The following is a 13,456-nucleotide window of genomic DNA, read 5'->3' on the forward strand; positions in this document are numbered from 1 at the left end:
CACGGTGATCACGGCGTCTGGAACGTCAAGTCCGCCCGCTCATTGCCGTTGACGACGAAACGCGTGACCTTGAGGGAAACGAATTGCAGGGTGCCGCTGATGTCGACGCGAAACGTCGTCTGCGCATCCGCGGTCTTGACGTTGTTGTCGTCGAAGTCGGCCTCGATGAAGGTGACGAGCAGGCTGCTCGTGGTGTCGGCTGCGACGCTGTAGGAAAGGCTGATGCTGCCGATCCTGCTGGTCTGGGCACTGCTGGAATACTCAGTGGCCGTCATGAGGGGACCCGCGTCGCCCGCCCTCACCGTGGATGGATAGACGTAATCGGGGAAGACGATGTAGGCACCGGCCATGTCTTCGGCGATCTCGGCGCAAGTGGCGGAATTCCGGTAGATGGTTCTCGCGGAAGAAAACGTGGCCGACGTTCCGTTGGCCATGAGGGTCCCCGAGAGATGCTCCGTCGTCTTGAGCACGGAGACTCCGTTGAGTGTGGCGGCGACAGCCGGGTCGTCCGCCAAGGTGCCCGATCCGGTCACGGCGGCGCCCGCGACGGTGCCGGAGACTGAAAAGCCGACGGTGATTCCCTTGTTGACCTGGTTTGCAACGGCAGTCTGCAGGGGGACGGACAAGCCTTGCATTGCCGGAACGCTGGCCGAGCCGCCGCCTCCTCCGCCTCCACAGCCGTCGAGCAGCATGGTCAGGAGGAGGGCCGCCCCATAGAGCTTCTTGTTCATGGTTTCTTTCAAATCGTCTCGGCATCATTGTTGGCGCCTCATGATGGGCAGTCTTGATGCAACGCAAGCAATGGGCATGGCGGACGGCTTCGACTGCAGGCTGTGCGACGTTCCCGCGATGTTCGCCACGCCACTGCAAGGCTTCGCAGAAGATGTCCGCCGCTCCGTGCCTTCGCCGACGCCGTGCTTCTGCACCGCGCTGCGCTGCTCGCGATGCGCAGTGGCCGGAGTCAGGGGGATTTCGCGCTTCTCTTCGGCCATTCGATTCTTCGCTCCCTGCCTTACGCTCTGCTCTGAAGAGATCAAGCACGAGACGAACCACGAGACAAGCCGAGAACAGCGCATGAGGTCCATCCTCCATCCGATCATCCGCGACCAGGCCGGCGCGCCGGAGCCGCTCTCGGCCGCGATCGCCGCGATTTCCGGCCAGCCGCTGAGCGCCGTCACCCGGGCGCTCAAGGCCGCCTGCCGCGATCTGCGGGGACTGGCGGGCATTTCCAGGGCGGTCGCGATCGAGGACGCTGCGCACATGGTGCTGGCTCGCTTCGGCTTTTCTCCTTCCCGGCTCTACGCCGATGCCCGGCGACGGCCGGCGCTCATCGAGCTGCTGCGGGTGTACGCCCGCGCGCCCGGCGCCTCGCCGCAGCGCCTGCTGGTCCTGTGCGAGGGCGGGGCCGCCTACGCGGTGCGCGGTGGCCAGATCGCGGCCTGCGGGTGCGCAGCACCGCGAGAGCTGGACACGGCGATTTCGGACGGCCTGGTCGATCCGCAGGCGCGGGTCAACTTCGCGCTGACCTTCGTCGTCAGGGCCCGGGTGCCGGTCGCGCAGCCAGACCATCGTTTTCTCGAACAGGCCGCCATTGCCGCCTACGCGCTCGCCGAGGCGTACGGCATCGAGGTCGTGCCCTTCGACTGGCCCTATTGGAGCATCAGCTTCCCTGGCGAGCTCAGCGACGGCGCGCCGGGATCGGAAACCACGCTCGTGTGCGGAGAGCACGAACTGCTCTCGGCGATCAGCGGCCGCGTCTGTCAGCATGAAACGGCAGCCGAGGCGACCAGGCTCACCCTGCAGCGCCTCTCGTTGTGTTGAACACCTCCCGCCCGACGCCACGCGCATCCTTCGGGCGCCTCGCTGGGTTTTCTGGTCGTTTGACCATGCCGGTGACGAAGTCGATACTGCGCGAGTAGATCGCAGGTCCACGACTGGAATCGCTGCCGTTGAAAGACCCAACCGTCAAACACAGGCTGACGGCGATCCTTGCCGCGGACGCCGCCGGATTCTCGCGCCTGATGGCGGTCGACGAAGGCGCGACCGTCGCCGCCCTCGATGCGGCGCGCATTGTGTTCCGGCAACACATCGAGGCTCACCACGGGCGTGTCATCGACATGGCGGGCGACTCGGTGCTCGCGGTCTTCGAGACCGCCGCCGGCGCCGTCGACGCCGCATTGGCGATTCAGCAGGGCCTGGCCCGCGCGGACGATGGCGTTGCGCAAGACCAGCGCATGCGCTTTCGCATCGGCGTGCACCTGGGCGATGTCGCCGAGAAGGATGACGGCACCGTGTACGGCAACGGCGTCAACGTCGCGGCGCGGCTTCAGGCGCTCGCCGATCCGGGTGGCGTCACCGTGTCGGACGCAGTGCGCGGCGTGGTCCGGGGCCGTGTCACCGCCACCTTCACCGACCGGGGCGAACAGCAACTCAAGAACATCGCCACGCCGATCCACGCCTATTCGATCGACCTCGCCATCGAAGCCGCACCTGCCTCCGCGCCGGCGCCGCGCCCGTCCAGGCGTTCCTCGAGCCTTTTCGTCGGGCGGCGGCAGGAGATGCTGCAGCTCACCAGGGCGCTCGACAGCGCCCGAAATGGGCGCGGGCAGGTCGTGCTGCTGTCCGGCTCGGGTGGCATGGGCAAGACGCGGCTGGCGCAGGAGATGGCCGCGCACGCTGAACAGGTCGGAGTTTCCGTCCTATGGGGTCGCTGCCTCGAAGAGCCTGGCGCTCCACCGTACTGGCCCTGGCGCCAGTTGATTCGCAGCTACCTGCAAAGCGCGGGCGACCCCCATCCGCAAGAAACCCTGGGCAACGGACTCGCCGACATCGCGAGCATCGTTCCGGAAGTGGGCGAGGCCTTCGCGTCGCAGCCACCGGGCGTCGAAGCGGCCCACAACGCGCAGTCCCGCTTCAAGCTGTTCGATGCGGTCGCCGGCTTCTGGCGGCGTGCCTCGCGGCGGCTCCCGCAAGTGCTGATCTTCGAGGACCTGCACTGGGCCGATGCCACCTCGTTGCGGCTGTTCGCATTCCTCGTCGCCGAGTTCGAGGACAGCGCCCTGCTGCTGGTCGGCACGTATCGCGATGCGGAGCTGTCGCGCCAGCATCCGCTGTTCGACACGCTGGCCGAACTCGGGCGATCGTCGGCATTTCGCCGGATCGAACTCTCCGGCCTGAGCGAGCGCGAGACGGCGGAGTTCATCGCCGCGGCGAGCGGCGGCTCCGCGAACGCCAGGCTGGTCGACGCGATCCACCTGCGCACCGAAGGCCATCCGCTCTTTCTCGAGGAGACGATGCGCTTCATGACGGAGACGCGCGCCCCGAGCGCCCCGGGCACGGCCGACGACGATTGGCGGCTGCTGCAGAAGGTCCCCACCGGCGTGCGCGAAGTGATCGGCAAGCGCCTCAACCGCCTGAGCACTTCCGCCGGAAGGCTGCTCTCCATCGCGTCCTGTATCGGGCGCGTCTTCGGGCTCGACCTGCTCGCGCAACTCGACACCGACAAGTCCGAGGACGACGTGCTGGTCGCGCTGGAGGAAGCCATGGCGGTGCACCTGATCGAGCCGGTGCCGCAGACGCAGCAGTTCAGGTTCAGCCATGCCTTGATTCGCGAATGCATCTACGACGAGATGCTGGGACTTCGCCGTGCCCGGCTGCACCTGCGCATCGGTGAAATACTCGAAGAGCGATCGGGCGCCGACGACCCGATCGTGCTCCCGCAACTGGCCTACCACTTCAGCGAGGCCGGACCCGGCGCCGTCGTCAAGGCGCTGGCCTATGCGCGACATTCGGCGGAGCACGCCGCGAAGTTGCTGGCTTTCGAGGAGTCGGTCCGCCTGTACCGGCTGGCGCTTCACCTGCAGAAGCAGAACTTCTCGAAAGACCTGGCCCAGCGCTGCGAATTGCTGCTCGATCTGGGAGAAGTCGAGTGGCTGGTCGGCGCCGGCGAACTGGCGCGCGCGGCCTACCAGGAGGCAGCCGAGCTGGCGCGCGACGAGGGCCTTGCCCTGCTGTTCGCCCGCGCCGCGGTGGGCTATGAAGCCAGCAACGTGGCCGCCGCGCGATCCGGCGAGGTGTCGGTGGCCCTGTTGCTGGAGGCGATCGCGCTGCACCAGGCCGATGACCCCTTGCGGGTCGAGTTGCTCGCGCACCTGTGCCGCGCCTATACCTACTGCAATCGCGCCGACGATGCCAGGCAGGCGCATCGGCGCGCCGTCGCCCTGGCCCGCCGTATCGGTGACAGCCGTGGACTTTGCCTGGCCTTGACCACGATCGCCTCGGCCGTGTATTGGCCCGACCAGCTGCATGAACAGTTGTCGGTCGCCCAAGAGGCCTGGGGCATCGCGGAGCGCATGAAGCTGCACCGCTTCATGCTGCAACTGCTGCCGTATTTCATGATGAACCTGGTCCGCGCCGGCGACATGCCCGCGCTCGCGCGCCTGAAGGCGCAGGGCTTGCGGATGGCGCGGCAGGAGGGTTCGCTGCACGACCAGGCGATCTGCAACTTCGTCGAAGGCGTGGTCGCCATCAACGAAGGACGCTTTGCCGACGCCGAGGCGTGGGCCGGCAAGGCCCTGGCGATCGGCCGTCGCGTGGCCGAAGATCTGGCGGTCGGCGTCTATGGAACACAGATGTTCTGCCTGCGGCGCGAGCAGGGCCGGCTGCGCGAGACGCTGCCTCTGCTGCAGCACTTCGTGCGCACGACGCCGATGTCGCAGACCTGGGTGCCCGGCCTGACCCTGCTCTATGCCGAACTGGACATGCGCGCCGAATGCGCAGCCCAGTTCGAGAGCCTGCCCTGGCAGCGCGCTTCGACCGCGCCGACCGACGCCAGCACGATGACGGTCATGATGTTCGCCGCCGAGGTCTGCGTCTATCTCGGCGACGCCAGGCGCGCGGCGCTGCTGTATCCGTTGCTGAAGGACCATGCCGGCGCCAACCTGGTGGCCGACTCGGGCGGGCCGTGCCTCGGCTCTGCCGACCGGGTGCTGGGCAGCCTGGCCACCGTCATGCGCCAATGGGTGGTCGCGCAGCGCCATTTCGAGGCCGCGCTGGCGATGGACCTCAAGACGGGCTCGCGCGTCTGGCTCACGCACAGCCGGTACGCCTATGCGGTGATGCTGCAGCGGCGCGCGCTGGCCGGCGACCTGGACCGCGCGCGCGCGCTGCTCGCCGAGGCACTGGCCGAAGCCACCGCGCTGGGCATGAGCGCCCTGGCGCCGCGCATCGCGGCGCTGGCCGACCGCATTGCCGCGCCGTCTCCCGCCTTTCCCTGCGGCCTGACGGAGCGCGAAGTCGGCGTGCTCCGGTTGATGGCGATGGGCCGCAACAACCGCGAGATCGGCCAGGTGCTTCAGATCAGCCCGAACACCGTCGCCAACCATGTCCGCAGCATCCTCGAGAAGACCTACACCTCCAACCGCACCGAGGCCGCCGCATTCGCCAGCCGTGAGGGCCTGCTGAAGGACTAGGCGCGACGCCTTGCGCTCACTGCGGCCGGATGTTCTGGTTGACCCGGAACAGGTTTTCGGGGTCGTACCGCCGCTTGATCTGCGCCAGGCGCTGGTAGTTGCCGCGATAGGCGGCGCGGATGCGCTCGTCGCCTTCGTCCATCATCATGTTCACGTAGGCACCGCCGGCCGAATACGGATGCAATGCGTCCCAGTAGTTCTTGGTCCAGGCGGTGATCTCGGCACTGTCCTTCGAATCGGGGCTGACGCCGACGATCACCTCCGCCCAGGACGCGTCGCGGTAGGCGAAGGGGGTGTCGGCGGCCTTGGGCCGATGCGCCGCGCCGTCGATCGGATAGAGATGCATCGTGGACTGGCCCGATGGCAATTGCGCGGCAAAGCGCTGATGCTCGGCAATCGCGGCATCCGAAAGTTCGTTCACGAAGTCGGCGCGCCAGTACCAGTAGTGGCCCGGGGGATAGAGCCCGTCGAACGCGGCCTGCAGGGCCGGGAACGGCATGGGCTGCACGCCGTGCATCAGCGGCGTACCGAACTCGCGCACCGGCTTGAAGACCGCGTCGGCCGCCTCCACCGCCCCGGTGTAGCACCACACCACGCCACACACCTTCGTGCCATGCAATGCCTCCGGAAACGGCGCCACCGGCGGCACCGTGAGGAAGGCGAAGAAGCCGTTCAGGTCTTCGGGCGCGTTGACGATGAAATCGCGGTACCAGCGCATCACTTCGCCCGCCTTCTCCAACGGCCAGAAGGTCGGGCCGGCGACCACCATCGAGACCGGATGCAGGCGGAACAGGAACGACGTCACGACGCCGAAATTGCCGCCGCCGCCGCGCAGCGCCCAATAGAGATCGGGGTTTTTGGCGGCGCTGGCGGTGACCAGCGAGCCGTCGGCCAGCACGACGTCGGCTTCCAGCAGGTTGTCGACCGAGAGGCCGCACTTGCGCGTCAGATGGCCGATGCCACCGCCCAGGGTGAGGCCGCCGACGCCGGTCGTGCTGATGATGCCGCTGGGCGTGGCCATGCCGAAGGCGTGCGTCGCATGGTCGACGTCGCCCCAGGTGCAGCCGCCTTCGACCCGCACGGTCCGCGCCTCGGGGTCGACGCGGATGCCGTCGAGAGCCGACAGGTCGATGACCAATCCGTCGTCGCAGGTGCCCAGGCCGCCGCCGTTGTGCGCACCGCCGCGCATCGCCAGCAGCAGCGAATGGTCGCGTGCGAAGTTGACGCTGTTGATCACGTCGGCCACGTCGCGGCAGCGCACGACGAAACGCGGGTTGCGATCGATCATGGCGTTGTAGACGCGGCGCGCCTCGTCGTAGTCGGCGTCTCCGGCCTGAACCAGGTGGCCGCGCAAGGTGGAGGAAAACCGGGCGATGGTGTCGGGGGTCAGCATGGCGTATCTCCAGGAATGGTGCGTCCGGTTGGACGCGAATCCACTGCGAAGTTGTACGCATCACCCCATCGCGGCGGAATAGTCAGTTCTGACCATCGCGACGCCGGCGCCGCCTTCGAACGCTCAGGCGGCCGCGGCGAGCATCAGTTCCGGACGGAACTGCGACACCTCGATGATCACGTCGGCCGGCACGTCCGCACGTCGCGCGGCCTCCCGGATGGCCTCCGGGTTGGCCGCCTCGTAGAGGCAGTAGGACTTCCGCTTGTCGGCACTCAGGAACGAGAACAGCCAGTTGACGCCTTCCTCGCCGTTGATCTTCGAAATGGCCGACACGCCGGCGTGGTTGAGCTCAAGCTTTTCCGCGAAGTTGCGCTCGATAAGGAACAGCGGCATAGGGGTCTCCATGAACGGGTTGCTGGCGGTACGCCACTGCGAAGCGTTGTAGCGGGTGCATCTGCCTTTGGCAATTTGCCGGAGAGCCTAGCCAACTCGGCCAGGACCGACGGCCAGCCTGTGTCAAGGAATGCACGAGCACGCGGGAGCGACGCGACTCCTTTGGCGTCAACGTCGGATCCATTTGCGAGCAGTACGCCTTACAGCGCCACCCACTCGCCGATGGGTTGGGCCCTGTGCCTATATGCCCAGCAGATTGCGTCGAACGTGTACGAGATGCGCGAGGGTGGCTTGCTTCGCTCCTGACGCGTCGCGATCGCGCAATGCCTCGACGATCTTCCGGTGCTCGGCTTGATAAGCAAGGCGTCGCTCCGGCGTCACACTGCGCTTCTTCAGCAGGCCCCACTCGCCCTGCGCGCGTGCTTGATTCATGAGGCGAAATACATTCAGGAAAAAGTCGTTGTGCGCCGCCTCGGATATGACTTCGTGGAGCATTCCATCCCAATGCTCAAACTCTTCGAGCGAGGTTGCCGCTTCGGCCTTCTCGCAGCAAACAAGCATGCGCGCGAAATCGGCCTGGGTTCCCTTCCCCACCACCAGCTCGACGATCGCTGGCTCGAGGACGAGCCGCGCTTCCATCAAATCCGCAGGGCTTGTCGCAGCCGCATCCTCGCGCGCCACATCGCCGCCGAGTAGGCGCGCGATGTCGTCGCTGACATATGTGCCGCTGCCAACGAGTTGACGAATTAGATTTCGCTTCTTCAGTTCGCCAAGGACACGGCGAACGGTTGAGCGGCTCACGCCGAAATCCTCGCCAAATTGCCGCTCGGTGGGCAACTTCTCGCCGGCGCGCCAGCACCCGGTGCGTAGCTTCTCTTCGAAGGCGGTTCGAAATGTCTCGGCAGCTTTCATGGTGAATGGCTCGTTCAGGACAGAAAAGAATGATACCAAGTTCAACCAATTCTTCGACCAGCCAGGAGCTCTCTCGTCGGGCGAGGACAACGTTCTGGCGATTCCTGAATGACCAGGGAAAATCCCGATTAATTGGTATCTTCTGATGCATGCCACTTGGTATGTAAATCGACCCATTATGGATACCATTCGAGGCCACCAAGTTATCACCTTCAGGTCAATTCATGAGTCTTCTTCGCCTGCCTTCATCTGCCATCGACATTCGCGGCCAGGGGCAACCCGTGGTCATGGTTCACGGGCTAGGAGGAACGCTGAATGTGTGGGAACCGCAGGTGCGCGCATTGTCGTTTGAGTATCAGACGGTACGTTTCGACCTTCGGGGCTCGGGGCGCCATCCCTCTGAGGGTCCTTTGTCCGTTGAGGCATGGGCGGAGGATCTGGCCGGACTCATGGACGAATTGCATTTCGAACGCGCCCATTTGATCGGTCATTCCCTTGGCACTCTCGTTGTTCAGACCTACGCCGCGCGCAATCTCGAACGAGTCGCCTCGATGTCACTGATCGGCGTCAACCGGGCGCCGCCAGACGCGCGCCGCGAAGCGGTCCGCCGCCGCGCGGCGGAAGTGCGCAGCAACGGGATCGCGTCCGTGGTGGACGGTCTGTTGGATTCCGTGCCAGCGCCGCGCACGCGTTCCGAGCAGCCGGTCGTCATGGCGGCGATCCGGGAAATGATCATCGGTCAGAGTGACGAGGGTTACGCGGCGACTTGCGAATCCATGGCGGCATCAACGCGGCCTGATCTCCACGCCTATGCAGGCCCCATGTTATTGATCGCGGGCGAACAGGACACTGTGAGCCCACCCGATCTATCGCGCGCAATGGCTGCCGAGTTCAAGAGCGCTGAACTGCTGGTCCTGCCCGACTGCGGGCACTGGATTCCTCTCGAGCAGGCGGCCGCTGTTAATGCCGCTCTCGCCTCATTTCTCCGCCGGACCGGCGCGTCGGCATGTCAATGACACGTCCCCACTTCAGACACTACAGGAGCACCTCCCAATGACAACCGCCTTTACTCCCAACGCCAAGAATCACGCGAACCTCGGGCCCTTGGCCTCTCGTGTCGTCCAGGCCAACGACATGCCGTGGGAGCCCATCAACTACCCCGGTGTGTATGTGAAGACGCTAATGCTCGACAAGCAGAGTGGCCTGCTGACCGTGTTGCTCAAGATGGATCCGGGCGCCGAACTTCCGGATCACGAGCACGCCCTGATGGAGCAGACCTACGTGATCGAAGGTCGCCTTGTCGATAGGGAAGGCCCCGAAAAGGGCCTCGCCGTCGGCCCCGGTGAATTCGTGTATCGCCCGGCGGGCAGTCGGCATTCAGCCTACACGCCCGAGGGCGGACTGATGGTTGCAATCTTCCAGGTTCCCAACAAGTTCTACGAGAAGGATGGCCGGGTCATCGACTTGATCGGCAACGAATGGGGTGCCCATTGGGGACACGTCCCGCTGAAGAACGAATGAGTCGCTGGCAATCGCAGCAGACACCGCACGAAAACAAACAATAGGAGACAAACCCATGAGCAGTTCCGCTTCAGGCGCACATTCATCGTCGCCCGCTATCGATGCTTCCGCGAATCAGTCGCGCGGGGGCGTATTTGGCTGGTACCGCGAGCTCGGCCAGAAGGAGCGAAAGACATTCTGGGCCTGCTTTGGCGGCTGGTCGCTCGACTCGATGGACGTGAACCTCTACAGCTTCGTCATTCCGACGCTCATGGTGCTGTGGGGCATGACGCGCGCCGATGCAGGCATGCTCGCCACGGGTGCACTGTTATCGTCCGCACTCGGCGGCTGGCTGATCGGGATCTTGGCTGATCGGATCGGGCGGGTGCGCGCGTTGCAAATTACGGTACTTTGGTTCGCGGTATTCACGGCGTTGAGTGCTTTCACGAACTCATACTCGCAATTGATGGTCGTCCGCATCCTGCAGGGCTTCGGCTTCGGCGGTGAATGGGCGGCAGGTGCGCTGCTGATCGGCGAAATCATTCGCCCGGAACATCGTGGCAAGGGCAGCGGAGTGGTGCACAGCGGCTGGGCAGTTGGCTGGGGTGTTGCCGCTCTCTTGTACACGTTGCTGTTCTCCGTGATTCCGCCAGAACTCGCATGGCGCGCGCTGTTCGCCGTCGGCGTGCTGCCGGCCTTCCTGGTGTTCTTCGTTCGCCGGTTCGTCGATGAGCCCGCCAGTTTCGTCGCGATGCAGAAGCGCTACGCCGCGGGCCAGCAACGCCGAAGCAGCCTGGAGATCTTTTCGCCGCGCTACCTTCGCATCACGGTCCTGGCCTCGTTGCTGGCCGTCGGCGCACAAGGCGGCTTCTACGCGATCATGACGTGGCTGCCAACCTATCTGAAGACCGCGCGCAACCTCTCAGTGCTGAATACCGGCGGCTACCTGATGGTAGTCATCGTGGCGTCATTTCTGGGCTATGTGGTGAGCGCCTACCTGACCGACGTCATCGGACGCCGTAGAAGCTTCTATCTTTTTTCGATCTGCAGTATCGCGACGGTACTCGCCTATACGTTCCTGCCGATCAGCAACGCTGCAATGCTCTTCCTGGGATTTCCGCTCGGCTTCTTTGCCTCTGGGATCTACAGCCCGATCGGTGCGTTCTTCAACGAACTCTACCCGACGGAGATCCGCGGCTCTGGAGTCGGCTTTTGCTTCAATTTTGGCCGCGCGGTGGGCGCGTTGTTCCCTGCGCTGGTCGGGCTGTTGAGCGCGTCGATTCCGCTTGGCGAGGCGATTGGATTTTTCGCTGTGGGCGCCTACGGCCTGATCATGATTGCAGCCCTCATGCTGCCCGAGACTTTGGGTCTGGCGCTGAAGGACATGAATGGCAGGCCTGCTGCCTGAACGGATGCCTGCAACAACTTTGGAGACTCGACTTGAAACTAGTCACGTATCGGTACCAAGATCGCCCCTACTTCGGGGCGGTCAGTTCAGACGGTCAATCCGTTCAACCTTTCGATGTGCCTGCCCACAAGGCGGAGCGCGCTGCGCTGGAATGGATCGAATGCACGAGCCGGGGAGACAAGCGGCCCGATCCGCTGAAGCAGGAAAGTGTCGCGATCGGCGACGTGACCCTCATGTCGCCGATCCCGCGCCCACGGCGCAACGTCTTCTGCGTGGGCCGAAACTACCACGCACACGCGAAGGAATTGTCCGCGTCCGTGTTCAAGGATAACGATGCGAATCCTGAATCCTGGCCAATCGTCTTCACCAAAGTGCCAGAGTGCGTGATCGGCGCCTTCGACGACGTTCTGATCCCCGCAGGTGTGTCGGAATGCATTGACTACGAAGCGGAACTGGCCGTGGTCATTGGCCGCGGTGGCAAGAACATCTCTCGCGTGGACGCCATGAGCCATGTCTTCGGCTATACGGTGGTCAACGACGTGACCGCGCGCGACGTGCAGATGCGCCACCAGCAATGGGATCTGGGCAAGTCGTTCGATACGTTCTGCCCGATGGGCCCGTGGATCGTGACCGCCGATGAGGTGGATGGCCAGAACACGCGCGTTCGTTGTTGGGTGAACGATGTCCTGCGCCAGGACGCCAGCACACAGGACTTCATCTTCGACATCCCGGCACTCATTGAAGCCTGCTCGCGTGGAATCACGCTCTACCCAGGGGACATCATCGCGACAGGTACGCCATCGGGAGTCGGCCAAGGCATCAACCCGCCGAGCTTCCTGCGTGCCGGCGACGTGGTGCGTGTCGAAATTGACGGCGTCGGGGCGATCAGAAACCGCTTCGTCTGACGCCCGACATCGGGATTCCAGGGGTGGACGGCCGTGGCGGGCGAGGGCGGCGAACGACAATGACGCCCCCAAAGAAGCATCGCATCGCCGGATGCTTCGGACGCGCGGGACAGCGACATCAGGCGTTGTCCGACACGCGCGTTCTCGTGGCCGGACAGAGTTGGCGACCATGTCAAACGTAACCAACGCGATCAAGCGGCGCCTTCCTGCCCCCATCCTCCACGCTCTGCGCACCTATCGCGGGAGGTCCAAGCTGAGAGAGTTCTCGGGCCTCTCGACGAAGGCCGTCTTCACCAAGATCTACGAGGACGGGGTCTGGGGCGGCGATGGCGACCCCGATCAGAAATACTTCTCCGGAAGCGGATCGCGCGATGTGGCGGTGGAGAGCTATATCGAAGCGGTAGGGAAGTTCCTTCGATCGCTCGGCCGCAAGCCCGACGTCGTGGACCTCGGTTGTGGCGACTTCCACGTGGGGTCCAGAGTGCGGCCCCTGTGCGCCAGCTACATCGCCTGCGACATCGTGGACTCGCTGATCGCGTCCAATGCCGAGAGATACAAGTCGATGGGCGTCGACTTCAGGACGCTGGACCTCACGCACGATGAACTGCCGGCCGGGGATGTGGTCTTCGTTCGACAGGTTCTTCAGCATCTGTCGAACGCCGAAATCGCGCGCGCGGTGCGGAAGATCCCGGCGAAGTATCGGTATCTGGTCCTGACCGAGCACGTGCCGCCCGAAGCCTTTCCGCACAATCTCGACAAATCCGCGGGTCCGGACAACAGGCTCGCGATCAACAGCGGCATTGTCTTGACGAGCGCGCCGTTCAACATGGAAGCGATGGAGCAGACCGTCCTGTGCGAGGTCGAGGAATGGGGCGGGATCATCCGGACAATGGCCTATCGATTCAGGTAGATCTGCTCCTGGCACGGATGGGTCGCCTCGCTTCGCCACGCGGCAGGCGCGCGGGCGCGCGCGGCGCTATGCCTGGCGCTCTTCGATCCAATGGGTGTCGGGGCCGAAGAGGCGGTTGCCCATGTAGGCGGCGAAGGCCAGTCTGTCGCGGTTGCGCGGCGTATCGGGGTGCCACAGCCCGAGCGGGATCACCGTCTTGTCTTCCTCGATCACCTCGTCCGTCCAGCGCAGCCGGAGCTCCATCAGGACACGTCGTGATTGCCGATACATCATTCGACTGCTCCATGAACGAATGGCGGGCGCACCTGGCGACTCGCCTGGGCGCCCGCGCTCAGACTGCCTTGTGGAAGTGCCGGCGAGATCGTGTCTGTCACGACCGCTCCTCGTCCCAATCGATTCATCGTCCAGGACTTCCACCACCGGGGCCGCCGCCACCGGGGCCGTCGCCGCCGGATGCGCCACCACCTGAAGCAGCGCTACCGGAACCCGCGCCGGGTCCGACGCCAGAGGAACCGCCGCCGCTACCGCCGGGATCCGCGCTGGCAATTCCGACGGTCCCGCCCG

At 64.8% G+C, this 13,456-nt stretch carries 13 protein-coding genes; 7 read left to right on the forward strand and 6 right to left on the reverse strand.

Going from position 1 to position 13,456, the window contains the following annotated elements; all coding sequences use genetic code 11:
* Nucleotides 1–8: 8 nt before the first annotated feature.
* Nucleotides 9–731 (reverse strand): hypothetical protein, encoded by a 723-nt coding sequence (locus AC1DNF_RS17970; RefSeq protein WP_478149967.1) that lies wholly within the window; start codon nt 729–731, stop codon nt 9–11.
* A gap of 24 nt (nt 732–755) precedes the next feature.
* Nucleotides 756–992 carry a hypothetical protein gene (locus AC1DNF_RS17975; RefSeq protein ID WP_478149968.1) on the reverse strand — a complete coding sequence of 79 codons (237 nt, stop codon included), beginning with the start codon at nt 990–992 and terminating at the stop codon, nt 756–758.
* 82 nt (nt 993–1,074) lie between these two features.
* On the opposite strand from AC1DNF_RS17975, the gene AC1DNF_RS17980 reads away from it, so the two are divergent.
* Both AC1DNF_RS17980 and AC1DNF_RS17985 read left to right on the forward strand, forming a co-directional pair.
* A complete protein-coding gene (locus AC1DNF_RS17980; protein WP_478149969.1) occupies nt 1,075–1,821 on the forward strand; it encodes a hypothetical protein in 747 nt (248 codons plus the stop codon).
* Between the two features lie 128 nt (nt 1,822–1,949).
* A complete protein-coding gene (locus AC1DNF_RS17985) occupies nt 1,950–5,471 on the forward strand; it encodes a helix-turn-helix transcriptional regulator (protein WP_478149970.1) in 3,522 nt (1,173 codons plus the stop codon).
* A gap of 16 nt (nt 5,472–5,487) precedes the next feature.
* On the opposite strand, the gene AC1DNF_RS17990 is transcribed toward AC1DNF_RS17985, so the two are convergent.
* From AC1DNF_RS17990 to AC1DNF_RS18000, 3 genes are all read right to left on the reverse strand, one after another.
* Nucleotides 5,488–6,864, reverse strand: coding sequence for an FAD-binding oxidoreductase (locus tag AC1DNF_RS17990; protein ID WP_478149971.1), 1,377 nt, complete (start codon nt 6,862–6,864; stop codon nt 5,488–5,490).
* Between the two features lie 123 nt (nt 6,865–6,987).
* A complete protein-coding gene (locus AC1DNF_RS17995) occupies nt 6,988–7,257 on the reverse strand; it encodes a DUF4242 domain-containing protein (RefSeq protein ID WP_478149972.1) in 270 nt (89 codons plus the stop codon).
* 240 nt (nt 7,258–7,497) lie between these two features.
* The gene (locus AC1DNF_RS18000) at nt 7,498–8,169 is read right to left on the reverse strand and encodes a FadR/GntR family transcriptional regulator (RefSeq protein WP_478149973.1); all 672 of its coding nucleotides are present in this window, start codon (nt 8,167–8,169) and stop codon (nt 7,498–7,500) included.
* Nucleotides 8,170–8,393: 224 nt separating this feature from the next.
* Here AC1DNF_RS18000 and AC1DNF_RS18005 point away from each other — a divergent pair, with 224 nt between their 5' ends.
* The 5 genes from AC1DNF_RS18005 to AC1DNF_RS18025 all read left to right on the forward strand — a co-directional run bounded on the left by AC1DNF_RS18005 (nt 8,394) and on the right by AC1DNF_RS18025 (nt 12,892).
* Nucleotides 8,394–9,185 carry an alpha/beta fold hydrolase gene (locus AC1DNF_RS18005; protein ID WP_478149974.1) on the forward strand — a complete coding sequence of 264 codons (792 nt, stop codon included), beginning with the start codon at nt 8,394–8,396 and terminating at the stop codon, nt 9,183–9,185.
* A 37-nt stretch (nt 9,186–9,222) separates the two neighbouring features.
* Nucleotides 9,223–9,690 (forward strand): cupin domain-containing protein, encoded by a 468-nt coding sequence (locus tag AC1DNF_RS18010; RefSeq protein WP_478149975.1) that lies wholly within the window; start codon nt 9,223–9,225, stop codon nt 9,688–9,690.
* Between the two features lie 55 nt (nt 9,691–9,745).
* A complete protein-coding gene (locus tag AC1DNF_RS18015; RefSeq protein ID WP_478149976.1) occupies nt 9,746–11,077 on the forward strand; it encodes an MFS transporter in 1,332 nt (443 codons plus the stop codon).
* A 194-nt stretch (nt 11,078–11,271) separates the two neighbouring features.
* Nucleotides 11,272–11,982: a fumarylacetoacetate hydrolase family protein gene (locus tag AC1DNF_RS18020; protein ID WP_478149992.1), complete on the forward strand. Its 711-nt coding sequence runs from the start codon at nt 11,272–11,274 to the stop codon at nt 11,980–11,982.
* A 169-nt stretch (nt 11,983–12,151) separates the two neighbouring features.
* Nucleotides 12,152–12,892, forward strand: coding sequence for a class I SAM-dependent methyltransferase (locus tag AC1DNF_RS18025; RefSeq protein ID WP_478149977.1), 741 nt, complete (start codon nt 12,152–12,154; stop codon nt 12,890–12,892).
* A 66-nt stretch (nt 12,893–12,958) separates the two neighbouring features.
* Here AC1DNF_RS18025 and AC1DNF_RS18030 read toward each other — a convergent pair whose 3' ends face one another.
* Nucleotides 12,959–13,165, reverse strand: a complete 207-nt coding sequence (locus AC1DNF_RS18030; RefSeq protein ID WP_478149978.1) for a hypothetical protein — start codon at nt 13,163–13,165, stop codon at nt 12,959–12,961.
* Nucleotides 13,166–13,456 lie beyond the last annotated feature (291 nt).

This window comes from Variovorax sp. 01T432 (assembly GCF_056398605.1).

Bases quoted from the DNA above. Each gene is read 5' to 3' on its own strand.
- AC1DNF_RS17970 (WP_478149967.1), bottom strand. From the start codon at position 731: ATGAACAAGAAGCTCTATGGGGCGGCCCTCCTCCTGACCATGCTGCTC.
- AC1DNF_RS17975 (WP_478149968.1), bottom strand. From the start codon at position 992: ATGGCCGAAGAGAAGCGCGAAATCCCCCTGACTCCGGCCACTGCGCAT.
- AC1DNF_RS17980 (WP_478149969.1), top strand. From the start codon at position 1,075: ATGAGGTCCATCCTCCATCCGATCATCCGCGACCAGGCCGGCGCGCCG.
- AC1DNF_RS17990 (WP_478149971.1), bottom strand. From the start codon at position 6,864: ATGCTGACCCCCGACACCATCGCCCGGTTTTCCTCCACCTTGCGCGGC.
- AC1DNF_RS17995 (WP_478149972.1), bottom strand. From the start codon at position 7,257: ATGCCGCTGTTCCTTATCGAGCGCAACTTCGCGGAAAAGCTTGAGCTC.
- AC1DNF_RS18000 (WP_478149973.1), bottom strand. From the start codon at position 8,169: ATGAAAGCTGCCGAGACATTTCGAACCGCCTTCGAAGAGAAGCTACGC.
- AC1DNF_RS18005 (WP_478149974.1), top strand. From the start codon at position 8,394: ATGAGTCTTCTTCGCCTGCCTTCATCTGCCATCGACATTCGCGGCCAG.
- AC1DNF_RS18010 (WP_478149975.1), top strand. From the start codon at position 9,223: ATGACAACCGCCTTTACTCCCAACGCCAAGAATCACGCGAACCTCGGG.
- AC1DNF_RS18015 (WP_478149976.1), top strand. From the start codon at position 9,746: ATGAGCAGTTCCGCTTCAGGCGCACATTCATCGTCGCCCGCTATCGAT.
- AC1DNF_RS18025 (WP_478149977.1), top strand. From the start codon at position 12,152: ATGTCAAACGTAACCAACGCGATCAAGCGGCGCCTTCCTGCCCCCATC.
- AC1DNF_RS18030 (WP_478149978.1), bottom strand. From the start codon at position 13,165: ATGATGTATCGGCAATCACGACGTGTCCTGATGGAGCTCCGGCTGCGC.